This is a genomic window from Thalassotalea sp. SU-HH00458, assembly GCF_040362795.1.
GTDB lineage: Bacteria > Pseudomonadota > Gammaproteobacteria > Enterobacterales > Alteromonadaceae > Thalassotalea_H > Thalassotalea_H castellviae.
Genome location: NZ_BAABWW010000003.1, coordinates 365,439 through 390,808 on the forward strand (window position 1 = coordinate 365,439; position 25,370 = coordinate 390,808).

The 25,370-nt window shown below is 37.5% G+C and carries 19 protein-coding genes; 8 read left to right on the plus strand and 11 right to left on the minus strand.

Annotated elements, in window-relative coordinates; translation table 11 throughout:
• Nucleotides 1–4: 4 nt before the first annotated feature.
• The 6 genes from ABXH06_RS06825 to ABXH06_RS06850 all read right to left on the minus strand — a co-directional run bounded on the left by ABXH06_RS06825 (nt 5) and on the right by ABXH06_RS06850 (nt 8,317).
• Nucleotides 5–1,048, minus strand: coding sequence for an aldose epimerase family protein (locus ABXH06_RS06825; RefSeq protein WP_353517723.1), 1,044 nt, complete (start codon nt 1,046–1,048; stop codon nt 5–7).
• A gap of 26 nt (nt 1,049–1,074) precedes the next feature.
• On the minus strand, nt 1,075–2,088 hold the full coding sequence (locus tag ABXH06_RS06830; RefSeq protein ID WP_353517724.1) for an L-rhamnose/proton symporter RhaT: 1,014 nt from the start codon (nt 2,086–2,088) through the stop codon (nt 1,075–1,077).
• Between the two features lie 78 nt (nt 2,089–2,166).
• Nucleotides 2,167–2,406 (minus strand): EF-hand domain-containing protein, encoded by a 240-nt coding sequence (locus ABXH06_RS06835; protein ID WP_353517725.1) that lies wholly within the window; start codon nt 2,404–2,406, stop codon nt 2,167–2,169.
• 17 nt (nt 2,407–2,423) lie between these two features.
• Nucleotides 2,424–3,653: a glycoside hydrolase family 117 protein gene (locus ABXH06_RS06840; protein WP_353517726.1), complete on the minus strand. Its 1,230-nt coding sequence runs from the start codon at nt 3,651–3,653 to the stop codon at nt 2,424–2,426.
• A 162-nt stretch (nt 3,654–3,815) separates the two neighbouring features.
• Nucleotides 3,816–5,363 carry a leucine-rich repeat domain-containing protein gene (locus ABXH06_RS06845; RefSeq protein ID WP_353517727.1) on the minus strand — a complete coding sequence of 516 codons (1,548 nt, stop codon included), beginning with the start codon at nt 5,361–5,363 and terminating at the stop codon, nt 3,816–3,818.
• 71 nt (nt 5,364–5,434) lie between these two features.
• Entirely contained in the window at nt 5,435–8,317 is a 2,883-nt protein-coding gene (locus ABXH06_RS06850) for a TonB-dependent receptor (protein WP_353517729.1), read from the minus strand.
• 478 nt (nt 8,318–8,795) lie between these two features.
• On the opposite strand from ABXH06_RS06850, the gene ABXH06_RS06855 reads away from it, so the two are divergent.
• The 8 genes from ABXH06_RS06855 to ABXH06_RS06890 all read left to right on the plus strand — a co-directional run bounded on the left by ABXH06_RS06855 (nt 8,796) and on the right by ABXH06_RS06890 (nt 17,435).
• Nucleotides 8,796–9,812 (plus strand): zinc-binding alcohol dehydrogenase family protein, encoded by a 1,017-nt coding sequence (locus ABXH06_RS06855; RefSeq protein WP_353517730.1) that lies wholly within the window; start codon nt 8,796–8,798, stop codon nt 9,810–9,812.
• Nucleotides 9,813–9,820: 8 nt separating this feature from the next.
• On the plus strand, nt 9,821–10,654 hold the full coding sequence (locus tag ABXH06_RS06860) for an amidohydrolase family protein (RefSeq protein ID WP_353517731.1): 834 nt from the start codon (nt 9,821–9,823) through the stop codon (nt 10,652–10,654).
• 117 nt (nt 10,655–10,771) lie between these two features.
• On the plus strand, nt 10,772–12,286 hold the full coding sequence (locus ABXH06_RS06865) for a UxaA family hydrolase (RefSeq protein WP_353517732.1): 1,515 nt from the start codon (nt 10,772–10,774) through the stop codon (nt 12,284–12,286).
• A 36-nt stretch (nt 12,287–12,322) separates the two neighbouring features.
• A complete protein-coding gene (locus ABXH06_RS06870; protein WP_353517733.1) occupies nt 12,323–13,795 on the plus strand; it encodes a mannitol dehydrogenase family protein in 1,473 nt (490 codons plus the stop codon).
• A complete protein-coding gene (locus ABXH06_RS06875) occupies nt 13,789–14,439 on the plus strand; it encodes a bifunctional 4-hydroxy-2-oxoglutarate aldolase/2-dehydro-3-deoxy-phosphogluconate aldolase (RefSeq protein ID WP_353517734.1) in 651 nt (216 codons plus the stop codon). The genes ABXH06_RS06870 and ABXH06_RS06875 overlap by 7 nt, the downstream gene beginning before the upstream one ends.
• Complete coding sequence (locus tag ABXH06_RS06880; RefSeq protein ID WP_353517736.1) at nt 14,436–15,377, plus strand: sugar kinase; 942 nt, start codon at nt 14,436–14,438, stop codon at nt 15,375–15,377. Before ABXH06_RS06875 ends, ABXH06_RS06880 begins: the two co-directional genes overlap by 4 nt.
• A gap of 25 nt (nt 15,378–15,402) precedes the next feature.
• Nucleotides 15,403–15,756: an L-rhamnose mutarotase gene (locus ABXH06_RS06885; RefSeq protein WP_353517737.1), complete on the plus strand. Its 354-nt coding sequence runs from the start codon at nt 15,403–15,405 to the stop codon at nt 15,754–15,756.
• Between the two features lie 179 nt (nt 15,757–15,935).
• Entirely contained in the window at nt 15,936–17,435 is a 1,500-nt protein-coding gene (locus ABXH06_RS06890; protein ID WP_353517738.1) for a sulfatase family protein, read from the plus strand.
• Between the two features lie 135 nt (nt 17,436–17,570).
• On the opposite strand, the gene ABXH06_RS06895 is transcribed toward ABXH06_RS06890, so the two are convergent.
• The 5 genes from ABXH06_RS06895 to ABXH06_RS06915 form a co-directional block, all read right to left on the minus strand.
• Nucleotides 17,571–19,079 carry a sulfatase-like hydrolase/transferase gene (locus ABXH06_RS06895; protein WP_353517739.1) on the minus strand — a complete coding sequence of 503 codons (1,509 nt, stop codon included), beginning with the start codon at nt 19,077–19,079 and terminating at the stop codon, nt 17,571–17,573.
• A gap of 516 nt (nt 19,080–19,595) precedes the next feature.
• Nucleotides 19,596–20,603, minus strand: a complete 1,008-nt coding sequence (locus ABXH06_RS06900) for an aldo/keto reductase (protein ID WP_353517740.1) — start codon at nt 20,601–20,603, stop codon at nt 19,596–19,598.
• Between the two features lie 130 nt (nt 20,604–20,733).
• Complete coding sequence (locus tag ABXH06_RS06905) at nt 20,734–22,581, minus strand: alpha-L-fucosidase (protein ID WP_353517741.1); 1,848 nt, start codon at nt 22,579–22,581, stop codon at nt 20,734–20,736.
• 101 nt (nt 22,582–22,682) lie between these two features.
• Nucleotides 22,683–23,900 carry a DUF1501 domain-containing protein gene (locus ABXH06_RS06910; RefSeq protein ID WP_353517742.1) on the minus strand — a complete coding sequence of 406 codons (1,218 nt, stop codon included), beginning with the start codon at nt 23,898–23,900 and terminating at the stop codon, nt 22,683–22,685.
• Nucleotides 23,900–25,231, minus strand: coding sequence for a DUF1800 domain-containing protein (locus tag ABXH06_RS06915; RefSeq protein ID WP_353517743.1), 1,332 nt, complete (start codon nt 25,229–25,231; stop codon nt 23,900–23,902). The genes ABXH06_RS06910 and ABXH06_RS06915 overlap by 1 nt, the downstream gene beginning before the upstream one ends.
• Between the last annotated feature and the right edge of the window lie 139 nt (nt 25,232–25,370).

The following is a 25,370-nucleotide window of genomic DNA, read 5'->3' on the forward strand; positions in this document are numbered from 1 at the left end:
CTAGTTACCAACTGAAGTGAAATTCAGTCTCTTCAAAATACGTTTCATGAGGTAATAAAACACTTTTTGGTGATTGGCTAATATTAGGCCCATTTGGATATTTGGACGTCTCAAAACACATGGCACGATATTGACCATATTGCTGACCGGACTCTCTTTTAAGTTCATTAGAGGTAAAATGGCCGGTATAGAACAACATGCCTGGTTCACTAGATACGACTTTCATCACCCTGCCCGATTTAGGTTCAAACACTTGTGCAACCTGATGTTTAGCATGGTATGCCTTATCAAAAACATAATAATGTTCAAAACCAAATTCGAGTTGGTCTATTGAGTTACCTAGTCGCTTTTGTTCAATGAAATTTTCTATACCAGTAACGACCTTAGTAGGACCAACCGGCACATTGGTTTCATCAGGCAGCAGTATTTGATTCGATGCAATTTGCAACTCATGCCCTTTAATATCATCGTTAAAGCCGGTTAAGTTAAAATAACTATGATTAGTTAATGACAAAGGCGTTGCTGCATCAGTTGTCGCTTTGTAACTAATTTTAAATGCATTGGTATTGGTTAAACGGTATTGAACTTCAACCGATAAATTACCGGGGTATCCTTCATCACCATCAACTGAAACGAGTGATAATGACAAACCAATCTCATCAACCTCTTCAATTATTTTTGCTTGCCAAATCTGTTTATCAAATCCCACATTGCCACCATGGAGGTGATTGGGTGCATTATTTGTGGCTAAACTATATTGCTGATCATTTAACTCAAATGAACCGTCTTTCACTCTTGCGGCATAGCGACCAATAATGCCGCCAAAGTACGGCGCATTATTGATATATTCTTCGCTGAAATAGCTCGAAAGATCGTCAAAACCACAAACAATATCATCAATATTCCCTGCAGAATCGGGCACATTAAGTGATGTTACAATGCCGCCATAATTAGTGATTTTAATCGACATGCCATTATCATTAGTCAGCTGGTAAAGTTCGACTTCGTTACCGCCAATTTTACCAAATGGTTGCTGTGTAATTTTCATTATTAATCTCCTAGTTTTGGGCTCATTTAAAAGTTATTGCCCACAGAAATGATCAAAATACCAACAACCATACTCGCTAATCCCGAGTACATGGTACGTTTAGCTTTAACTGAAGCCTGACTCCATTCACCTGTGATTATGCCACTGACTATTGCGGTCACTACACATGCGGTATTAAAAATGGCATAACCCACCGTATTACCTGAAGCACCTAATTTAAAGGCTGCATAGGCAAACACCGCAGATGCCGCATAATGGAAAAACGCCATAATAAGGATTAACAATGCGTTCTTACTAAAATGGGGGGTTTTAAAAGAGGACCACGCTTTTTTACTTGATAATTGCCAAGCAAAATAGCCCGCCATAATTAAGCCACCACTAAGAAAGATAGGAAACATAACCGCAAGAGCCGTAACCCATTCCGGATTACCTTGTGCAAGGCTCGCCTCATGAAGAGGGGGACGACCAACAGCATTAGCTAAACTAAATCCGGTCGCCAATAAGCCACCAATAACCGCAATAGCAATACCTTTTGCCATAGAAGCACTTTGTTCATTAACTTCTTCTTGGTTATCTTTTTCTCGTAGAATTCCCGCCCGACCATTTGAAATAACACCAAATAATACAAAGCTGAGCCCAAGTACTATCGCAATAAGAGCGTTGCCTTGTGGTATACCATCAACAAAAAATGGCAATAACGAGCCAACAAGAATAACCGTACCTATAAAAAGGCTAAAACCTAGAGATAGACCAATATGATGAATCGCTTTACCCCACATCATCACACCTATACCCCATAAAATACTGGCGCCAACCATGGTCATTAATACATCAGATGAAATAGCGGCAAAGACTTCATTAGCTCCCTTCATAATGCCAAAAGTAGCAATAAGTGGTACAGCGAACATAGTGAGCATGAAGAAAAGTGCCCATGTATTCTCTTCTTTAAAACCTGTGGTATATTTTTGGGGTAGAGCGTACAGGCCAAGCATTACACCTGCCATTAGCGCAAAACCAATTCCTGTTGTTAGATCAGTCATTTACATTTATCTCTTATCATTATTCTTATAAATAACAACTGGCAGTGTTTGTACTATATGCACTGCCAGTTTCATTGTTTACTTAACTTTAGATTTAATGGTGTATTCAACTACCGATAATTGACCATCTTTGTTTTTATCGCGATTAACAAAAACTTGTGTCATTTTTTCGGTATTTTCTACTTTAATTCGATGAAGAAACTCTTCTTTAGAAAGCTGACCATCAGAGTTTTTATCTAACTTAGCAAAGTCTCTTTGACCTGCATAAGTACTGAAACTTATGGCGATTAACACCATTGATATCATGATCTTATTCATATTTATTCTCTTATTGCTTATCGTTTATCTGAGTTAAATAATGCTTCTTTAGTGAAACGAATATTTTCTCGTTTTAGTTTTCTTGTTTTATGCCCGGTCAAATCAGTATCAAACCGAATCAGGTGAGGCCACGGTTGGTTTTTACGTTGAGCAACATGTGAGATCCCCCATGTGATCCCTTGACCGTCTTTAGTATTGGTGTAGGCATCAGGTACATAAGGGCCTGCCGCATCTGGTGGTAGAACAACATGTGATTTAATTTCAAAATTCACCCCGTCAGGTGACCATTGAATGGTATTTTTTTCAGGACCATTCGCAGTAACCAGTGCTGCAACCCCTGATTTATATGGCCATAGTACGACTTCATGACCACTGTTTAACACAGGGTTCTGAGGATGTTTAACAAATGGGCCAAAAGGACTATCCGCGGTTGCTAGACCACCAGAAAAATCTGGATAGGTTAGTTTTAATTTACCTGACAATCCCATTGGATGAGCTTTGTAATAAAGGTGAATTTTATCATTGAACACTAATAAGAATGGGTCATGAACTTTTAAGCTATCAAAATCCCCTTCTTTCTCTATTTGTGAACGAATAGGTTTATCCCCTTTCCATATACCACTTTTCCCTGGGGTTAAAATAGGCTCAGGATGACGGTGCCAAGGGCCTGCTGGGCTGTCAGCCCAACTCATACCAATTACATTCTTCGTTCTTTGATTATAAGGCCACTTTACGGCTTGGTAATAAAGATAATATTTCCCCTGCCACTCCAAAACACCAGGAGTGAATACACTTCTATCATCAAACTCACCTTTTGGCCCACGAGGAACAGCAAGCCCTTGCTCTTTCCATGTTTTACCATCGTTAGAAGTCGCATAGAAAATATCCGCTAGATCCCAGGTGTTTGCAGGAGTATTTTCATCTGCTTTTTGATAACCAACAGGAGGTTGATTATTTGGCATAACCACTTTGGTGTAATAAACATAATAGACACCATCTGCTTTAAGAATTTGGCTAGCATCCCGACGACTTACCCCTTCTTCCATTTCAAGACCTTTTAGGGGTTGATAGCGAAATGAGGTATAAAACTCGTTGTCATACGGATTTTTACTCTGCCAGACTTCTTGATAGCGCTTCATTGCCGCACTCGGCTCCACGATTTTCTCTTCGGCTTTGTTATTGGCACTCACCGTAGATGAACTTGCTAACAACGTAATCGCTATAGCAATGGAATATATTTTAATCATAAAATAACTCTTGTTTATTAATTAACATTGGCTAACCCCTTACAAAGGTACATTATTTATAATAAACACTCAATAACATATTTGATACCAAATTTGAGTGATTATTGAAGAATAAAACCACAAAATAAGTCGTGTGTTAGCCACTATAATTTGTCTTACTTTCTAACAACCTTGATCCATAAGTACATTCGCATCAGGTACTGCTGCTTTAAATGCATTAATTTGATCACATGATAGATTTGGGTTCTTGGTTACATTTAACTCAGTTAACCCAGTCAACGAGTGCAATGCTTCTAATGTTGTCAATTTGTTCGCTTTAATATTTAGAGTTTTTAAATCGATAAGCTCCCCAACAGTACCTAGGTCATCACCGGTTAAATTTTGGTTGGCGAGTCCAAGAAAATTCAAGTTTGTCATGGCATTGAATTTTGCATAATCCTTCATACCTGTTGCCCCACCCATGTTGAAGTTTTCCAAATAGGTCATATTTTCATGGACAAACACCATGTCATCATTATTTAAGCGCTTAAGGTTAAAAATACTCAATACTTTTAGAGAAGGGTGATCTTTTAACGGCTGGAAGCTATCGACTTTAGTTGCATTAATAATGAGGGACTGCATCGAAACTAAATTTTCTAGGCCACCAAGTGAAGTTAACTCTTTATCAGGTACCCCTGTTGTTGCGCCACAGTTCAATACTACGATATCCCCTACTGTCACTGCGTTTTCGTTACCTTTTTTATAAATACACGCCGCCATAATTGGATCTTCAAAAGGAGGTAAATCACTCAATAATGTCTCAGGTGTTATTTCACAACTTAACGGTTTTGAAATTGAAGTATTGATCAGTACCTTTCCTAACTCCCCTAATTCATCACAATCGACAGAAGTTCCAACAAGGTTTAACGTTGCCAACGAAGTGAGCTTATCTAAACCTGTCAAGTCAGTGATCTCAGGTGAATTACAAGTTAAAGAGTGAAAATCGACAACTAAGCCACTTTCAGGTGCTTGGCCATCAACACATGTTTGTACTGGTTGACTAAAAACGATGTTGTCAATCAAACAGGTAGACGGTGTGACAATATCGGTATTAGGTAATGCCGTTTGTAGATGGCTTAAATCAATACAAGGTACTGCAGTTAAACTTAGATCTAATTGAGCTAAGTTGATAAAGTTTTCTAAACCAGTTACATCATTAATTGCAGGTTCAGAACAAGATAGGTAGTTCACTTCTTCATTATTAACCCAACCATTTAATGCGACCTCTTCAGCAACACAGGCCTTTAACAGCATGTCATTAAATGCAATTTGGTTATAAAAACAACCTGCAGGTTGAATTACTTGGGTAATACTTTCATCTTCATCAACTGCCGCACGCTCAATAATTTGTGTTTGCATTTCGTCAATAGCTAAACAAGACATGTCAGCATTAGTTAAATCGAGTGTTTCTAATTGAGAAAAATAATGTAAGCCATGAACATTAGTTATTGGTACTGAACACGCTAGGTTTGTTAATTCTTTCGATGTTGTAACTCCCTGAGTGTTAATACCTTCTTCTAAACACTGTTTTAAATTATCATCAGTAAAAGGAATGGCAGCCATATATAATTCAATTGCACTTTCCATTTTGTCACTACTTGAAGAGCTATCTCCGCAACCAATTAACAAAGTAGTTAAAGTGATGAAACTCAGTAAACTTTTAATTTTCATTATGTTAAACCTCTAAAATAAGGATGCGGCTATTAATGCACCCTATTTGAACCTATTAATTTGATAGGGGATTAAAATTTTCCATTGATACCTAAACGGAATATTCGACCAGCCTGAGACATATACAGCATACGGTTAGACGGGCCATCCCCTTCCAAACTATTGCCCTCAAGTGGAGAGGTCACGTAACGCTCTTGTACTTCGTCAGTCACATTAACGACGTTGAAGCTTAGCCAGTATTTACCCAAAGAATAACCCGCAGAAAAGTCCAATTGACCATAGTCGTCATTCCAATACATATTGCCGTTAGCACCTGCAGGTGTGTATAAACTTTCAGTACGGTAGGTATACGCTAAACGAACATTGACACCTTTATCTTCATAATAAAGTGTCGCATTGGCACTATGTTTAGACTGATTAAGAAAGGGTAAATCAACTTCTTGAAGCGGAGATTCATCACCCGCTTCAAGTTTCAAATAATCGGCTTCACTGTCGGTATAGGTATAATTTACCAATGTTCCAAAGTTTGCCCATTTGCCTGGTAAAAAAGTGAAATTGGTTTGGAATGATGTTTCTATACCAAATATATCACCACCCGCCCCATTTTCTGGCATTTGTGCGCGGAAGCCTACAGGTTCGCCTTCACCATCTAACCAATACGGGTCGCCTGTCACCGGATCATGGGTGACACCTTCAGTGATTTTATTGTAATAAAAACTAGAGATGTCTTTATAGAAAGTACCTATGTTTGCCATAGCACCTTTATCGAAATACCATTCAAACGCTAAATCCACTTGCGTTGCTTCAAATGGATCTAGATGAGGGTTACCCGCCCATAGCCCGGGTCTATCAACCAAAGGAGCTGACTTCATATAAGGCGCAATTTCCCAGAAATTTGGTCGTGCCATAACTTCGGATACCGCAAAACGGATCAGTTTATCTTCACTCAATGCATAACGAAGGTTTAAGCTCGGCAATAAATTATCGTATTCCTTAACGACATTGACATCGCGATAATCAACGACGGGTAATTTAGCATAATTATCTAAGCCTTCACGGTATTCCAGCATGTTAAATTGATTACCAGCATAACCACGTGAAGTTCGCGTTGTTTCAACATAGCGTAAACCAATATCACCAACTAACCGACCATCTAGCGCATCAATAGCAAGTAAGGCATATAAAGCTTTGGTTTCAATATCTAAATTAAATGAATTACGGAAATCGCGATACTTTGAAAATGGTAGTTCATCAAAACTATTAACACCGAAAACATCTAATGCATTTTGTTGAGCGGTATCAAAATCAATCACTGACCAATCTCTGATCATATTATTAGAGCCTTGACCTGACATAAAATCATCAACAGGAAGTTGTGTAGGATTTGAAGGGTCCATGAAACTCGAACGTACTTTGTCAGCATTGTTGATATCTTCAAGCCACATTTTAATATAGGTGCTATCGTCTTCTTTAGATTTTTGACGATCAGTCCATTTAGCACCAAACTCTACGGCAGAGAAAAATTCATTATCTAATGCATAATCAAAATCAATTTGAGCAGAATAGTTTTCATCATCAACGTGACGGACATTATTTCTTATTTGTGACAGTCGATGAGGGTTGTCATATAAACCGATAGAAGAAGAACCAACTTGAGTTATTTCAATTAAATCATCTTGACCGACATTAAACCCATGAGTGATGTTTTGTGCAGCAAATAGGTATTGGCTTTCTTTGTCATTGTCCTCTTTACTTCTTGAATAACCAAATTCACCACTGATGGTTAAACGATCCATTCGATAGTCTCCACCAAAACCGACCATGAACGTTTTAGTGGTTGTTTCACCTTGTCGTTCAGATCTTGTGGTGTGCTGTTGATCAGGATACCTAGCGGCTTTTCCGATGAAGTCACCACTTAACATAGTACCCCAGGGGTCAATTGTTATGTTTTCTACTAACCCTTGGTTAAACCTGAATCGATTCCAATTTTGATAAAACGTATGCTCTTTTTCTAATTCGGAATAAGTAAAGTCTATGTGAGTATCAATATCTTCAGTGGGTCGATACTGTAGATTAAGCGTACCACCAAGTCGTGTACGCTCTTGAAGATCAAGTCGTTGACCAAATTCATCAGGATACCAACCAATACCATCTTTATCAGCGGCAATATTTTCTTTACTCTCTTGAGCTGTATCAGAGGAAAGCGCAGCATCATCAATCAGAGCTAAGTCAAAATCGCGCCAGCCACGTGTAAAATATTGATCTTGTCTAACATGTCTATTTTCATAGGAAACATTACCGGAAAAACCAAACTTGTTATCAATATTTCTGATATAAGTGAACGCTAAGCTTGGATCATATTCATCTGCTAATTCACTATAAGATTCTTTAAATTCAGCTGAAAACAGCTGATCTTTTTGAATATCTAAAGGTCTGCGTGTTTTCAGGTTAATTGAACCACCTATACTACCTTCATCATGGGAAGCACTCGGGGTTTTCACCACCTCAATTGCAGCTAATAAGTCTGCAGAAAAGCTGCTAAAGTCAACATCTCGTCCATTACCTCCTGAGGTCATCGTTTGGCCGTTAACTTTAATCTGATTAAAATCACTGCCCATACCACGAATATTGACGGATGTTCCTTCCCCCATATCACGTTGTATCGAAATACCAGTGACTCGTTGTAACGCTTCAGCGACATTTTCATCGGCCATTTTACCAATATCTTCAGCGATAATCGTATCGATAACATTTTTGCTTTCACGTTTTCTATCTAATGCTGCTGCTAGCGCATCACGAGTTCCTTGAACCTCAATGACCTCTATATCATCATTGACCTTTTCTTCTGTGCTTTTTTCTTCGTAAGCTGACACAGTTAAAGCACTTGACGCTAACATTGTAGCTAGAGCTAGAAGGCACTTTCTATGTAAACTGCTTTTTTTGAATGTTTTCATCACTTCCCCAAAACGATTTCATCTTAAACAACACTTAATCATTACTTTCTTTTATCAACTTAAATGATTACAATTAATTTGTATATAGTTTTTTGTTAACAATTTTCATTTGTGTGTGTTTTTCATTTATTAGGTACACTAAATAATGACGATTTATTGCAAGATAATTAATAAATTAGACGCAGATTTTAGCCAGTTTTGTAAAGAGAAAGTAAAAGAAACAATGATCTTAGCTGCAAAAACACTTTACCAAAAACCATTAAAACACTTATAAAACAAAGGGTAATATAAAATAATCGAATAACTAAAATGAAGAATAACTTTATGCGCTTGTTTTTTTTACTTGCATAACTTTTAAATGAGTGTACTTTATAGTTAAAAGACATTATGATGTATTGGTAATAGCTTTTCTCTATCACAAGTTATTTTTAGCAGCAGTTAACGCAATTAAGCGATTATTTACAAAACGGATGAAACAATGATGAAATCTATCGTTTGCCAAGAACCTGGTAAACTTGAATTTTCCCAAAGCAAAAAGCCTAGCCCTTTAGCCGGAGAAGTATTATTAAAAATACGTTGTATTGGTGTTTGCGGAACTGATATCCATGCCTATGGTGGAAATCAGCCATTTTTCTCTTATCCACGTGTACTTGGCCATGAACTCGCAGGTGAAATTGCCGAGTTAGGTGAAGGTGTTGACTTACCAATTGGTAGTGCTGCTTTTATTGTGCCTTATTTAGAGTGTGGCGAATGTATCGCCTGTAGAAATGGTAAACCTAACTGCTGTACTAATATTGAAGTCATTGGTGTGCATCGTGATGGTGGTATGTGTGAATATTTAGTGGTACCGGCTGATCATGTTGTTATTACCGAAGGTGTTAGTTTTGAAGAATTAGCGATTGTTGAATGCTTAGCCATTGGTGCTCACGCAGTTAGGCGTGCAAATATTAGCGAAAAAGATACTGTCATGGTACTTGGCGCAGGTCCAATCGGCCTTGGTGCCGCACAGTTTGCCCAAGTAGCAGGTGCGAAAACATTTATTGCTGATTTAAACGATGAACGCTTAGCATTTTGTGATAGTGAATTTAGTTTTGACGCTCAAATTGACAGTAAACTTGATGTAGAAAAACAATTATCAACATTAACAAATGGTGATATGCCTACGGTTATTATTGATGCAACCGGTAGTCCAAAAGCTATGGAATCAACCATAGGCTGGCTTGCCCATGGCGGAACTATTGTTTTTGTCAGTGTTGTAAAAGCAGATATTTCATTTCACGATCCAGAGTTTCATAAACGTGAAACAACACTAATGGGCAGTAGAAATGCAACAAAAGAAGATTTTGAACACGTTGTAGAGTGTATGCGAACAGGTAAAGTTAAGTCGGGTAATATGGTCACTCACAGAACTTCATTTAACGACTTTACTAAAACATTTCCTGAATGGGTCAAGCCCGATTCAGGTGTAGTTAAAGCAATTATAGAGGTTGACTAATAAGTACTATGCGTATCGATGCTCATCACCATTTATGGCAATACAATCCTGAAGAATATGACTGGATTGATGACTCTATGGTTGTCCTCAAAAAAAACTTCTTAATTGAGGAACTACAACAAACGTTAGCAAATAACCATATTGATGGCTCGATAGCTGTTCAAGCTAGGCAAAGTATAGAGGAAACTAATTGGCTTCTATCATTAGCGAATTCTAGTGCAGAAATCAAAGGCGTTGTTGGTTGGATTGACTTAAAAAGTGAGACTTTAAATCATCAACTTAAACAATGTAAAAGTCACAAAAAACTTGTTGGTTTTAGACATGTTATACAGGGAGAAACCGATCCTGATTTTATGCGTAATGATAAGTTCATCCATGGATTAAAAGCTTTAGCGGAACACGGCTACTGTTATGATTTACTCATATATGCCCACCAACTCCCTTCTGCTATCGAAATGCTAGCAAAAGTACCAGATCTAAGAGTAGTGATAGATCACATAGCTAAACCCAATATAAAAACAGGTGACGAGTTTTCTCGTTGGCAATATGGTATGAAAACGTTAGCTAAAAATCCAAATGTGTATTGCAAAGTTTCAGGTATGGTAACAGAGGCTGATTGGCAAAATTGGCAATACGAAAACTTCGTTCCCTATCTAGATACTATTTTTCAATACTTTGGGGAAAACAGAGTAATGTTTGGCTCAGATTGGCCAGTTTGTTTAGTGGCGGGTGACTACTCTAAAGTAAAACAAATCATTCATGATTATCTCTCCAATAAGAATCAACAAACGATAGGAAACGTTTTTGGTTTAAACGCCGCCAAATTTTACCAATTGGATTAACCATTAATTATCGAACAAAGTCACATTTACTTATCAATCCAAAAATTGAATTTTACCAATGCTTAGGGACAGTTTTGATAATGAAAATGTAAACTCATTTTATTAAGTGAATAAGTCATGAACGATGCTAAATTAACGATGAAATCTTATATTCGAGTACATGATGATGACAATGTCATTGTTGCACTTGAAGACCTAAAAGCTGGATTAATAATTAACCTTGATGACAATAGCTTTGAATTACTTGAAGATGTATCTCGTGGTCATAAAATTGCTATTCATGCCCTTGAAATAAACGCCGACATTGTTAAATACGGATATTCCATTGGTAAAGCAACAAGTCAAATTTTACAAGGTAACTGGGTTCACAGCCATAATTTAAAAACAGCTTTAACGGGCGATGAAAGCTACCAGTACTTACCTAAGGTAATAACAGAAGACATAAAACCCCAGGAAATTCCTCAGTTCCTAGGATACCGCCGAGATTCAGGGCTAGTTGGTATTCGTAATGAATTATGGATAGTGAATAGTGTTGGTTGTGTTAATCATACAGCTAAAGCATTAGTTGCACAGTGCAAAGAACTATATGCAGACAAAGCTGATGACTTTCTTGCAGTTACACACCCTTTTGGCTGCTCACAACTAGGCGATGATTTAAGTCAAACCAAGCGTTTATTAGCCAACCTAGCCTCAAACCCAAATGCAGGTGGCGTATTATTACTTGGCTTAGGCTGTGAAAATAATCAATTAAGTGAATTAATAAAGTCACTGCCAGACAACTTGTCTGAAAGATTTTCATACTTTAATGCTCAACATGTTGACGATGAAGAAGCTGAAGGCATGAAGCGCATTGAGTCACTGTTAGAAAAAATGCAAAACGATCAACGCGAACCTTGCCCTGTATCAGAACTTACCGTTGGAATGAAATGTGGCGGTTCTGACGGCTTAAGTGGATTAACAGCGAATCCGTTATTAGGTCGTATTACCGAAAAGTTAAGCTCGTTTGGTGCAACTGTCATATTAACGGAAACACCTGAAATGTTTGGTGCTGAACAAGTTTTAATGAATAACGCAACCAACGAAAATGTTTTCAATAATATCGTTAATTTAGTTGAAGATTTTAAACACTACTTTATAAAGAATAATCAACCTGTATACGAAAACCCATCACCAGGTAATAAAGAAGGTGGATTAACAACACTAGAAGAAAAATCTTTAGGTGCCATTCAAAAAGGTGGTAATGCCCCTGTTCAAGATGTCATTCAATATGGTGAAAAAGCCAAACATAAAAACGGCATTACTTTACTTCAAGGGCCCGGTAATGATGCTGTTTCGTCTACTGCCTTAGCAGCAAGCGGAGCAAATATGGTGTTATTTACGACAGGCAGAGGCACGCCATTAGGTGTTCCTGTACCAACGGTAAAAATTGCCTCCAATTCAAATCTTGCTTCTCGTAAAAAACATTGGATTGATTTTGATGCCGGCCAATTACTACTCATCAATAAACCCCAACAAGAGTGTATCGATGAATTTTTTCAATTGTTATTGGATATCGCCTCAGGCTTACCTACAAAAAATGAATTGAATCAATTTAAAGAAATTTCAATTTGGAAGGGTGGTGTAACTCTTTAATTAGCTTTTAAATCATTAAAACATAGTGAAATAAACATGAATTTATCACAAGAAAACTTAAAACATGTAGCGCGCAATCAAAGTATAGTAACGCCTTCATATGACAGAGAAAACACTCAAATTGGTATTGTTCATTTAGGACCTGGAGCGTTCCATCGAGCTCACCAAGCCGTTTATACAGAAAATGCTATGAACCTTTCAGGCGGTGATTGGGGAATATGTGGGGTTTCATTAAGAAGTGCGACAGCAAGAGATACTTTAGCTAAACAAGACAACCTTTATACTTTAGCCATTCTCGATAAAAACATACATTACCAAGTGATTGGTGCCATGAAGGAAGTGCTCGTTGCCAGTGAACAGTCTGAGCAAGTAATGGAGCGATTAAGTGCAGAAACAACAAAATTAGTCACATTAACCATTACCGAAAAAGGCTACTGTTTAGGTGCTGACGGCTGCCTTGATTTACAACACCCAGATATTGTTCACGACCTTAAGAATAGAAGTGAACCCATTAGTGCCATTGGTTATATCGTACAATCTTTAGGTCAACGAAAAATCAATGGAGTTGCTCCTTTTAATGTTTTAAGTTGTGACAATGTTGCCAATAATGGCGATAAACTAAAGCGTGCTGTAATTGATTATGCCGATCAGTTAGATGAAGACTTGGCGACTTGGATAAAAGTCAATGTCGCTTTTCCTAATGCCATGGTAGACAGCATTACACCTAAAACTGAAGATTATACTGTTGATGTCGTATCTAAGACTATTGGGGCAAAAGATGAATGGCCAATACAGCGTGAAGAGTTTACCCAGTGGGTTATTGAAGATAATTGGCAAGGAAGCCGCCCAGATTGGCATAAAGTTGGGGTAATATTTACGTCTGATGTTGAAGGCTTTGAAAAAGCTAAGTTACGACTTCTTAATTGCCTTCATTCCACTCTAGCATATGCTGGCTCTCTTGCAGGGTTCGAAACAGTCTTTGAAGTGACCAGTGATGACACTTTCTTTCAGTTTATTTCAAAATTAGCTGAAGAAGAAGTGATTGGTTCATTTATTCCGCCAAAAGAACTTGATGTGAAAAAATATGGACAAGAAATAATTCAGCGATTTTTAAACCCTGAAATTCGTCATTTATTATCACAAATTGCCTGGGATGGTTCTCAAAAACTACAAATGAGAGTATTACCGATCATTAGGGATAATTTGGCTTTAAACCGACCAACAAAATTGCTTTGCATGTCACTTGCTTGCTGGTTTGAATTTATTTGCCGAGCCATCAAGAATAAAGAAGAAATAGTAGACCCCTTAGCAAATGATTTCGCTAGTCTTTCAACTTTAATTGAAAATGATGTTGCCGCTATTGTTGATGACTTTTTAAACATTGAGTCAATATTCGGAAACGATTTAAAGAAAAATACTACGATAAGAAATCAGCTAATCGAGAGTTTAACTGCTTTAAGAGCAACAACATCTCAAGGCATAAACCATGTTATGGAGAAACTATGTTAGAGCAAAATTTTCAATCATTAGTAAAAAAAAGTCCTATTTTACCGGTTATAAGTTTAGACAATACTGATGACGCAATAAACGTAAGTAGAGCCCTTGCTAAAGGTGGTATTAACTGTGCTGAAATAGTACTAAGAACCCCTAAAGCACTTGATTGCATCAAAGCAGTTAGTGAGCAAGTCCCTGAAATAACTGTCGGGGTTGGTACTCTTTTGCATGAGCAACAAGTCAAAGAAGCGGTGAAAGCAGGAGCTCAATTCTTAGTTAGTCCCTCTTTCACTCCTACCCTAGCAAAGGCTATGTTAGATACGGGATTACCTATGCTTCCGGGGGTAACTTCACCGTCTGAAATTACCCAAGCAATTGAATTAGGCTTAAAAGAATTAAAGTTTTTCCCTGCTGAACAATACGGGGGGGTTAATACATTAAAAGCATTAGGTAGTGTATTTAGCCAAATTAAGTTTTGCCCAACAGGTGGTGTCGGGCCTAAAAATGCACAGGACTACTTTGCATTAAACAGTGTTTTTGCAGTCGGTGGCTCATGGATGATTAATAAAGAAATGATCCAAAATAAGCAGTGGGATGGCATTACGCAATTAAGCCAACAAGCACTTCAACTTATACAACCGTTGGAGATATGCGCATGAAAAACATTGCCGTAATGGGTGAATGCATGGTTGAGTTTGGTAGTGCTGAACTGCCACAGACATACAAGCAAGGTTTTGCCGGTGATGTATTTAACACCGGCATCTATATAAAACGTTGTGTTGAACAAAAGGCTACTGTGAACTTTTTAAGTGCCATAGGTAATGATGAACTATCGGATCAGCTCATTAAGCTCATGACTCAAGAAAACCTTAATAATGACCTACTCTATCGTTCTAATACTGAAAAAATGGGGTTATACCTCATAAACGTCGATGACGAAGGGGAACGAAGTTTTACCTATTGGCGTAAAGATTCTGCCGCAACAAAAATAATGCAGTTCATAGAATCAGAGGAAACATTTGATAAGTTTGCTCAAATAGATTCATTATTCTTTTCAGGGATCTCACTCGCTATTTTGTCTGAAAGCGATTTAACCAGCTTTTGGAGTTTCCTTGCAAGTATAAAAAACTTTGGGGTTAAAATTATTTTTGATCCTAATTACCGCCCTACGTTATGGCAAGGTGAAGAAGCTGCACGAAAGGCATTTAATATCGCTTTTAGCCTATCAGATGTTGTTTTACCAGGTGTAGAAGATCACATGGCTTTATACGGTGCTAAATCAGCTGAAGATGTTGCTGATTATCTTGAAGAATTAGGTGTTGAAGAAATAGTGATCAAAAATGGTCCTGAAAGCATCTTAATCAGTGAAAAAGGTAAAAGAGCCATCATTGACGTTATACCTGCTCATAAAGTTGTTGATACAACATCAGCAGGCGATGCATTTAACGGCGGCTATTTAAGTGCTCGTATAATGGGACGCTCTATTGAACAAGCTGCATTATTTGCAGCTAACGTTGCAAAGTGCGTTATACAACACAAAGGTGCGATCGTGGACAAAAAATCATTTTCTGAACACCTCACCAAATTTCCTATGTAATATACGTTTAAAGTAGAGAGTAAACATGAAAACCACACGACATTGTTTAGCCACTGATTTAAAAAACAACCCGGAATTAATCGCTGAATATAAGAAATATCATCAACCTGGCAATGGCTTTCCAGCGGTAGCTAAAAGCATTAGAGATGCAGGTATTGTCGAAATGGAAATTTACCTTATCGAAAACCGCCTATTTATGATCATGGAAGTTGATGACAGTTTTGATCCTGTTGCTAAAGCAAAAGCTGATGAATCAGATCCAGAAGTGCAAAAGTGGGAAACTCTTATGTGGCAATTTCAACAAGCACTCCCTTGGGCCAAAGACGGTGAAAAGTGGTTGCCAATGGAGCAAATATTTAAGCTTACTGAACAACCTTAATTTTAGTTTTAATTATTTAGATTCTATATTCCCCATTATGGGGAATAACCATTCTCAGCTTTGCTATCCAACTTCGCCCCACCTTTACAATACTTTTACACTCACAGTTTGTTATACCTATATATTTTTTTCGTTACATACTGTATGTTTACTATAAATAATATACACAAGAGATAACAATGAATTCAATAAAACCATTGTCCATAGTTTTGACCTTATTCATTCTATTAATAACAAGCGACGCAGCAAATGCTTTTGCAGAAGATACTACAAAGCCAAATATTCTTTTGATCATTACAGATGACCAGTCAATTGACACCATTAATGCATTAGGCAATAAAGCGATCAGCACGCCAAATATCGACAAGCTTGCTCATTCCGGCATGGCATTTACCCATGTTTTTAATCAGGGTTCATGGTCAGGCGCAGTATGTGCCCCAAGTAGACAAATGATCAATACGGGTCGTAACCTTCACATGACGGGATTTTCACCAAAATCTAACAAGACAAGTCATCCTCTGCTTGGTGAAACATTTAGAAAAGCTGGTTATGAAACCTTTATCACCGGAAAATGGCATGTTGGTGAAAATGCTCTTAAGCGCTCTTTTGATATTGGTAGTGCTGTTCATGAAGGTGGCATGGCACCAATTAGAAAAGGTGGTCAATGGAAGCCTTGGTTAACGGACTTTGGTAACAATATTTCCTGGAAAAAAGAACAAAAGAATCAGCATACTAGTGAAGCCTTTGCCGATGCAGCAATCAACTATATTGAGCAAAAAGGTGATAGAAATAGTCAACCTTTCTTAATGTACGTGGCATTTACTGCACCTCATGATCCTCGTCAATCACCGCAATCATATGTTGATAAATATCCTGCAGAGAATATGACATTACCTCCTAATTTTGTGCCAATGCCTGAAATTGATGCTGGAGATTACAACATTCGAGATGAAGCATTAATGACCTTCCCTCGAACAGAAAAGCAAACCAAAGAGTTTATCGGCGAATATTACGCAATGATTGAACATTTGGACCATCAAATTGGTCGTATTTTAGATACCTTAGAATCATCAAAGTACGCTGATAATACTTATATTATCTTCACATCAGACCACGGTTTAGCTGTTGGAAAACATGGCTTAGCCGGTAAGCAAAGTGTTTACGACCACAGTATCCGCGCGCCATTTATTATGGTGGGTAAAGATATCCCTAAGAATACTCAAGCCAAAGGTATGTTCTATTTAAATAGCATTTTTGCTACCATAGCAGAACTTGCCGGTATTGATGCACCAGAAACGCTACAAGGCCCAAGTATTCTTCCTATAATACGCGGTGAAAAAGATGTAATGAATGACTATATCTACGGAAGTTACCGTCACTTTCAACGTATGGCACGTTCTCATCGATACAAGTTAGTCTATTACCCGTTACTGAAAAAGAATGTCTTGTTTGATTTAAAAAATGATCCTTGGGAAATGAATGATATTTCACAGCAAGCAGGCAGTGACAAAATTATTGCTAAACTAACGACAAAGCTTGAAGAGTTAAAAGTCGTGGTGGGTGATCCATTAACCAATGACGATCCAGCCAATAGTTATCAGCCATTTACTGGTAAAGTCAGACCAGGTTTTCAAAAAGATCAAATAGGGGTCAAACAGACCGTGTTTACAGAGCACTAAATCAACAACAATTTAATGTCTTCATAAAAGGCTCTATTGAGCCTTTTTTCATTTTATATCATTATGGATTGCTGAACTTTCAGTTTGTAGGTGTGGTACTTTTAAAATGGAGTTAATCGAGACACTCATAAAAAACTAAAAGCTCGGATCGTAAAATTGATAATCTTTTGGCAATGCTAAATGTTTTATCGCTCGCTTTTTATTATCAAAATGCTTCCTACCTCTAATCATTGCTTCTGTTGAAGACCATGCAGGATGATTAAAATCATCTGGTAGGGTATGTGGTTTAGCGTCTAAGTATGTTTTAAATTTTGCTTTTACATCTGCGTATTTTGGGTTATGAGTAATATTTTCATAACCACGGCCATCATGACTACCATTGGTTTTATACAAGCGACCTTCTGGTTTACCGTAAATTGGCGCAACTGCTTCAAGTAAATAGTCTTTCGTCCTCACTAAGGTTGCAGGGCCAGGAAAAGCATAAATAACCTCTTTAGTTTCATCACTCTTTCCGGTTAAAAAATTCGCCATACTTTGACCGTCAACATTAAAATGTTTTGGAATAGATGTACCAGCAAGCTCTGCCAATGTGGGTAATAAATCAGTGAAGTCCATTAACTCCTCCGTCATGCCACGCTTCTTAACATCTGCACCAGCAGCAATAAAAGGCACGTGTACACCGTATTCCACTGCTTTGCTTTTCGCCGATGCAGTCGTACCATTGTCTGATGAAAAAATAATATAAGTATCGTCAGTGATGCCTAACTCATCAATTTTGTTGACAATTTTACCCACTAATTGATCAGCGTAATTTACCTGAGATAAAAAGTATTTCATGCCTTGTTGGCTGCCTTTACGAAAATGCTTATTAGAAGGCGTTTTGCCTTTAGCAACTTCATTAGGCGTCACTGTATGCGAGCTATGTGGAAGCACCATAGTGTAATACGCTAAAAATGGCTTATTCGCTTTTGTTTGCTGTTCAATAAAGTTAATAATTTCAGTAGTGAAAATATCAGGCCCATAATCATTCATGGTTGTTGGGATCACTTCACCATTTTTTATAATGCCAGGTTTCCAATATCGAGAAATAATCGGCTTATCAGAGATAGCACTTCGCTCCCAGGTTTCATCAGGAAGCAACTTTCGACCAAGTATATTTTCATAGTCTGTAGGCGATGAAGACCAAGTAGTATAACTATCAACCCCTAACTCTTTGCTATTTTTTACTAAGTCATAACCTGCAGGGTTATGCCATTTACCTGAGACAGTTACCGCATAGCCTGCATCTTTTAACACCTTGGTGAATGATGGCAATCGGTCTTTACGCTTATAATCTCGTTTATCTGCTAAATAATAAATTTTGTTGTCATATGCCCCGGTATTGATCGCATAATTTCCAGACAATAGCATTGAACGTGAAGGACCACATATAGCTTGTGTCCATGCATATTTAAACGCAACGCCTCTGTCTGCAAGTGCGTCAATATTAGGGGTATTCGTTGGAACACCTTTCTTGACTTTATAAAGCCCAAACTCTTCAAAACCTGCATCATCAGAAAGAATAACTACAATGTTTGGTTGCTTCGACGCTTGAGCTTGATTTGAAATAAACATTAAGCTCAAAAACAAAATCGTATACTTCATATTATGTTCCTCTTTAACGATGTGTTAAATACACCACCATTAATGACTATTACTTATAAAAATCATATTAAAGATATTTAAAGAAATTGCATAGCAATTTACTTATCTTTACATAAAAAGTAGCGAGGTATTAGGAATTGTAATTGTGGTTTAGTGCAAAAAAAAGATTATCTTTTGTTGGAATATTAGGGTCATCAGTTAAAGAGCAGACAATAACAAAACCTACTCTTTAAACTAATACCAATCCGTATAAGAAAGTGATCGCTTAACGAGAGTTTAAAGGCTTAGAGGCAAGGCATTGATTGAAGAGAATGGTTATTCCCTTGTCAAGTTCAATAACGCAGCATATAAGCCTTTAAAACTCGCCCTTCGGGAACAAATGAGCACCATGATAATTGCACAAAACTTTCTTGATGTAGAGTAACTATATCTTCATAAATTTTGATTATTCTAATGTCGCTCATGCTGTTCTAAGTGACCACTTCTTTATGCGGAATGGTATAAGCAGAATCGTAGTTAATTAAGGTTAAGTGAAATCAACCCTTTGGCTTTCATAGCCTGCCAAAAGGCTTGAGGAACTTTAGCTTCCGTTAATAAAATATTACTTTTAACACGTTTTGGTGAACTTGAATTTAATGCAATAGATACAACTTCTTCAAATAAAAATGAAAACTGAACACAGACTTCTGCTGGCTTTATTGAATATTCGTCACAAAGTGCATTAAACTCATCACGCCATGCAAATTCTTTAGGGTGAGTATCACGATTAATTTTTTTATAATCAAAATTATCACTGCCCAATAAAAATCCGGCATTAAACACAGCAGAGTTAATCACTTTTACCTCTTGCCTCCCTAATTTATTTAGTAACTTAATGGTCGACACTTCATGTGTATAAGGAGTAACAGCACAAGCAAACATTGCCCAGTCGAGTTGTACATGATCACTAATAAAATCAATAACACTGACATCTTTAGCACCAACACCAACAGATTCAACTAAACCGGCATCACGTAACTCCATTAAAGCTTTATAGGCATCAAGAATATCTTGTTCTCGCTTAGCTAAATCAGCTTCATCTGAAGCTGCAGCGAGGTATTCATCTGGGTCATGAATAGAAACAATACTCGCTTGGTAATCTCCAAGAAGTTCATTGCCTTGATGGTAACAGTCTAAAATTCCTTGATAAGAAATATCTTGAATAGCATCGTGTTTAAGGTTGATCCAAGCGCCTGGCTCAAATGTTGGCTCTTCTCCTTCTAAGGGAACTCGCTTCCAACCAAGTTTATTGCTAATTTTTACCTCACTAGGTGCAACATTAAGCGCACTCAAAGCTGTGCCTAGTGACTCTAAAGCAAGCCCTGCTCCATATTTACCCGCACTATCAAATACTGGCATATCAGGTGTATTCTCAACAGCTGCTTGAACAAGCTCAACTTTTGTTTCCTGATCCAATTCAACAAAAAGGTTTCCTAGACTGCTGGTACCAAAAATCACCTTTGGTAATGAATGCGACTCTTTCATAATAATGCTCTGTTATTCATTCAATAAACTTATAAATTTGATCTTATTAGTCTAAAACCTTAATGATCAACAAGCAATAAGTTTATTGACTTTTAAATATAAAAAACACGCAATATTAAAATAACATTAATTAATTTAATGAAATAAGCTCAATTGTTTCTATCTCTATATTCATTGAACGATAGCGCATATCTTGCGCTTTAAAGTCCTTCATAAGGGTTTTAAGCTCAAATGGTTGCCCTTGCTTTAACATCACTTGCTGAATACCTGATTTGCTAAAAGTTAATTCGCCTATAGTAGTTTGTAAAAATTGTCCGGTATTATTTTTCTTATTATCCGTTTTTTCATTACCATCAAATGCTTGTACTACCTCCACCTTATCCCCCTTACCTTTTAGGTTAAAAGCAAGTTCATTAGCATTATTCACTAATATAAAGTCTTTATCTTGGTAGCGCATTTTATAAGTGATTTTTACTTGGTATTTCCCTGCTTTAGGTACATCAACATACCAACTTCGAGAAAAGTCTTTTAACATTGAACGATAGCTTTCTTTACCAAACTTACCATGCTTAGTTGCTTGAACACCTGCTAAAACAATATTTCCTTGTGCATTAGCTTTACTGTGTCTTGGAATAACGGTTAACTCGCCAGAATAAACAAGTTTTACTATCGTTAAGTAAGCGTCTTGCTCAACGGATGACAAGTCAATCACTGTGTTACCGTTTGATTGAGTAACGGGCAAATTATTCTGACGGTTCGTTAGTGGCGTTACCTTTTTAACATTATTCACTAAGCCTGGAATAACAAGTTTATTGTCTTTAGGCCATTGGTGAACATGTAAATATAACGCGCCTTTTCTGGTAGAAACTTGTCCCCAATCCATTTTTAGAAATGGGTTTAGTCCAGTTTCAAAAATTGCTTCAGCGTTTTTATTTACCCATTGACCCACGCCCTTTAATACATCCTCTTCATAAGCAAGAATGCTACCGTCACCTTTAGGGCCAATGTTCAGTAAAAAATTACCACCCATGCTGGCTATGTCAGAAAGCTTTCTAATTTGAACGCCAATTTGCTGTTTAAGCGGTAAGCCTTTAACCCAAGATTTGTACCCCCAAGTATGATAAAAAGTACCGGGGGTTTCCCATGGATAATCAGTAATGGGTGAATCTGGCACGTGATTATCAGGCATGGTGAGAAAATCCCCTTGATTATTCATCACTCGCCCATTAATCAGTGCATTAGGCTGATATTTTTTTACCACATCTCTAAAGCGTTTACTTTGCGCTAACGTGGGCTCGCCCATATCAAAAAACACTTCAACAATATCGCCATAGTTAGTCATCAACTCTTCAAGTTGCGCGACTTGATAATCTTCATTGGCTTTGCTTACTTTGCCAAATACAGATATTTTCCCATCTTGTGGGTTACGTTCAGGAGATGGGCCGTTAAAGTGCCAGTCTGGGGTTGAATAATAAAGCCCTAACTTTAAACCGTGGCGTTTGGTTGCATCGCTTAGCTCTTTTAATAAATCTTTTTTATACGGGGTGTAATCTACAATATCAAAGTCTGTATGTTTGGAGTCAAACAAAGCAAAACCGTCATGGTGCTTAGTCGTCAGTACGATATAACGCATGCCTGCTTGTTTAGCGAGTTTAACAATGGCATCGGCATCAAAGTTCTTTGGGTTAAAGCGTTTAACCACTTCTTGATAATCCTCTTGTGATATATCCGCATGACGCTGAATTTGCTCACCCAGTTTTTCAATTTGTTTTCCTTGCCAAACGCCTGCCAAATCTGCATAAGCACCAAAGTGAATAAACAAACCAAAACGCATAGCTTGCCATTGGGTAATAGCAACATTATTTTCTTTTTGAATTAATTCGGCATTGGTTTGTGCTAACGCATTTGCAGATAAAAAAGCTGTAGAAAGAAAGCAACTCAGTACGACTCGTTTTGAAAAATTAGCTATGCTAACCATATAAATTTCTACCTTATTATTCTTAACTAAAAGTTTGTATAAACACATTTCACCCAACACGGTGATATTGCTCTTTTAGGCATTAAATCTTGTGGTGTTTATTAGGGGTTGCTTATCAATTTATTTTTATAAGCGAGTACGTGAGGAAAAACATGATTTAATTCTTCATCATTAAACTGCCAATGTTGCGCTAATATAGTGCCCAACCAAGCAAAACTATCCGTTGTTGGCATTAAATCCCTTTGTTCAAATAATTGATGATCGGCTAAGCCAGGCCAATTTCCTTCAACTTTTCCTCCATCTATCGCTCCACCAGCTAAAAATAATGCGCTAGCTGTACCGTGATCTGTGCCGCCAGTACCATTTTCTTTGGCTGTACGACCAAACTCTGTCGCAACCACAACAACGGTATTATTCCACTCTTGCCCTAAACCCTGTTTCAATTGAGCTAAGCCGTTATCAAGTTCCGTTAGCTTGTTATCTAAACGGTTTGCTTGGTTGTTATGAGTATCCCACCCTCCAAGTTCGAGCATCGCACAATCAACTCCTTGCTCACCGCTCATAAGTTTGGCGCATGCTTTAGACAGATTGACAAACTTACCCTGTTTTTTGTTTGTGCCGCTTTCAACTACTTTCCCCCTTAACTCAAGACCTTTTAATAAAATACTTTTGAGTGTTTCATCATGTTGATAAAGTTTAGCTAAAGCTTGGTAGATATCCTCATCTGCTGATTTTAATTTAGACGGATACCAAGTATTTACCCCTTCACTTTCACGAAGGCTAATAGGCGTTGAACGTGCTAGCGCAAGTGCACGTTTTTTCTTTATATTAATAGCCCTTGCAAGCCAACCGTTGTCATAGTCAATTTCCCCAAGACCTGTTTCTAAAAAATCTTGTCCATCAAAATGCGAACGCCTGTCATAACCTGACGACACAGCAACTATTGGCATAAAATCTTTATTTTGATACCACTGATATAGATTTTTTAATGAAGGATGAAGTGAGAATGATTTATTTAATGCGAGTAAGGGCTCTTTAAAGCTAGACGATAATTTAGGTCGTAATTGTTTATATTCGGTGTCTGCTGTAGGGATAATCGTATGTAATGAATCCAATGCACCGCGCAATACGACCCAAACAATTTTGGGCTGTGTTTTATTGGTATTAGCTAAGGCGCTGATACTTGTCATAGGCGCAGATAAAAGAGTTAAGCTTGCCCCCGCCATTTGAACAAACTTTCTTCGAGATAAAGTTAAAGATTCAACACTACTTTTTTTAGTTTCTACGAAGAGCTGTTTTTTATTACATTCTTTCATCATTATCTCCGTTGAAATTCAGGACTCATGAAAAGTAAAATAAGCGCTTGTTTACGACTTTCTGCACGTAACACCGACTGATAGGTCAATTCACTGACCGTATTTCCTAGCACTGATTTCATGATAGTTTCAGCATTTACTCTTTTTCTGTAACTCGCAACTCGACTAACCCAATCGATACGTGCCATTAATGCACTTGCTCCCAACCAGTCATTCTCTTGATCGCTATAACCTGCTGGCGAGCCCGAATTAAAAGGCTGTTGTCCTAATGATATTAAGGAATTAAACAACAGTTTGTCGGCTAATGGTTTTGACGCTAACGCCCGCAGACTAGAAATTAAGAGTTCTCGGGGTGATTTAAACTTTTGAGGTTGTTCTACCCATGATTCTGGCGCTTCAAACAAAGTAAACATCACTTGTTTAATATTGCCCTTGGTTTTATGCCACGTCGTTTCCATTCTTTTAAGTAATGTCTGCTCTGGCTGCTCTGAAACAAAGTGATGAGCAAGTTTAAAACAAATGTATTTAGCGGTAGCAGGGTCAACAGCAATATCTCTCAACATTTGCTCACCTTGGTTAATACCTCCAGCTTGATATTTTTTCCCTAGTAACTTTCTATTTCCTGGTTCATGAGCAAATGAACGAAACTTAAAGCCACTTCCTTGTTCTCGTTTTAAATTAACAACACTCCAACCTGTAATGGCTTTAGCAAGCTCAGTTACATCATGTTGTCGATAAGGCCCATTGACTCCAAGCGTATGCAGCTCCAATATTTCTCGAGCTAAATTTTCATTGAGTCCCGTTTTTCTTTTTTTTCCTAAGCGGGAGTTTTCACCGAATGATCTTTCATTATTAAGATAAATAAGCATTGCAGGGTGTTGCTCAACAGCGATCAATAAATCTTCGAAACGTCCTAATAAGTTTGGTGCAATTGCTTCTCTTTCAAGAGTCGCCGCGAGCCCTGTCATTAACCTGCCATTAGCACTCACACTAAAGTGATTTGAAAAAAAATCGAGTAACTTCCAACTAACACTATTGGAACTATTAATCGTTCTCATAATAGTATCAGCCGACATATCAACTAATGCCTTTCTAGCGTAGTTTTTTGACACCTTATTGATTGTTTTACGTTTACTATTTTTGTTTTGTGTGAATTTAAAATGTTGCTGTAGAATCTCTTCAGATGTTGGAAATTCATCACTAAAGGTAGGTGGCTGTAATTGTGATTTTAACCAGTTAATTGGAGCAACACTTGCTAGTATTACTTCATCACGACAAGCACCATAGCCAAATCTATTAGCAGCTATAACACCTTGATTTATAAATTTTTTCAAAATCACATCCATTATTGCACCTGACTTTATCAATAATTCACATACATTGAAGTTATATTAAGACTTTTTGGCATACTAGAATATTTACATAGATTTACGCTAATAATTTACTCTATGAAATAGAAGAAAAGAGGATTGA

What these genes read in the sequence shown, in the direction of transcription:
- ABXH06_RS06905 (WP_353517741.1), bottom strand. Translation starts at nt 22,581, where the DNA reads ATGGTTAGCATAGCTAATTTTTCAAAACGAGTCGTACTGAGTTGCTTT.
- ABXH06_RS06850 (WP_353517729.1), bottom strand. Translation starts at nt 8,317, where the DNA reads ATGAAAACATTCAAAAAAAGCAGTTTACATAGAAAGTGCCTTCTAGCT.
- ABXH06_RS06845 (WP_353517727.1), bottom strand. Translation starts at nt 5,363, where the DNA reads ATGAAAATTAAAAGTTTACTGAGTTTCATCACTTTAACTACTTTGTTA.
- ABXH06_RS06895 (WP_353517739.1), bottom strand. Translation starts at nt 19,079, where the DNA reads ATGAAGTATACGATTTTGTTTTTGAGCTTAATGTTTATTTCAAATCAA.
- ABXH06_RS06885 (WP_353517737.1), top strand. Translation starts at nt 15,403, where the DNA reads ATGAAAACCACACGACATTGTTTAGCCACTGATTTAAAAAACAACCCG.
- ABXH06_RS06840 (WP_353517726.1), bottom strand. Translation starts at nt 3,653, where the DNA reads ATGATTAAAATATATTCCATTGCTATAGCGATTACGTTGTTAGCAAGT.
- ABXH06_RS06860 (WP_353517731.1), top strand. Translation starts at nt 9,821, where the DNA reads ATGCGTATCGATGCTCATCACCATTTATGGCAATACAATCCTGAAGAA.
- ABXH06_RS06890 (WP_353517738.1), top strand. Translation starts at nt 15,936, where the DNA reads ATGAATTCAATAAAACCATTGTCCATAGTTTTGACCTTATTCATTCTA.
- ABXH06_RS06830 (WP_353517724.1), bottom strand. Translation starts at nt 2,088, where the DNA reads ATGACTGATCTAACAACAGGAATTGGTTTTGCGCTAATGGCAGGTGTA.
- ABXH06_RS06870 (WP_353517733.1), top strand. Translation starts at nt 12,323, where the DNA reads ATGAATTTATCACAAGAAAACTTAAAACATGTAGCGCGCAATCAAAGT.
- ABXH06_RS06865 (WP_353517732.1), top strand. Translation starts at nt 10,772, where the DNA reads ATGAACGATGCTAAATTAACGATGAAATCTTATATTCGAGTACATGAT.
- ABXH06_RS06880 (WP_353517736.1), top strand. Translation starts at nt 14,436, where the DNA reads ATGAAAAACATTGCCGTAATGGGTGAATGCATGGTTGAGTTTGGTAGT.
- ABXH06_RS06825 (WP_353517723.1), bottom strand. Translation starts at nt 1,048, where the DNA reads ATGAAAATTACACAGCAACCATTTGGTAAAATTGGCGGTAACGAAGTC.
- ABXH06_RS06875 (WP_353517734.1), top strand. Translation starts at nt 13,789, where the DNA reads ATGTTAGAGCAAAATTTTCAATCATTAGTAAAAAAAAGTCCTATTTTA.
- ABXH06_RS06900 (WP_353517740.1), bottom strand. Translation starts at nt 20,603, where the DNA reads ATGAAAGAGTCGCATTCATTACCAAAGGTGATTTTTGGTACCAGCAGT.
- ABXH06_RS06855 (WP_353517730.1), top strand. Translation starts at nt 8,796, where the DNA reads ATGATGAAATCTATCGTTTGCCAAGAACCTGGTAAACTTGAATTTTCC.
- ABXH06_RS06910 (WP_353517742.1), bottom strand. Translation starts at nt 23,900, where the DNA reads ATGATGAAAGAATGTAATAAAAAACAGCTCTTCGTAGAAACTAAAAAA.
- ABXH06_RS06835 (WP_353517725.1), bottom strand. Translation starts at nt 2,406, where the DNA reads ATGAATAAGATCATGATATCAATGGTGTTAATCGCCATAAGTTTCAGT.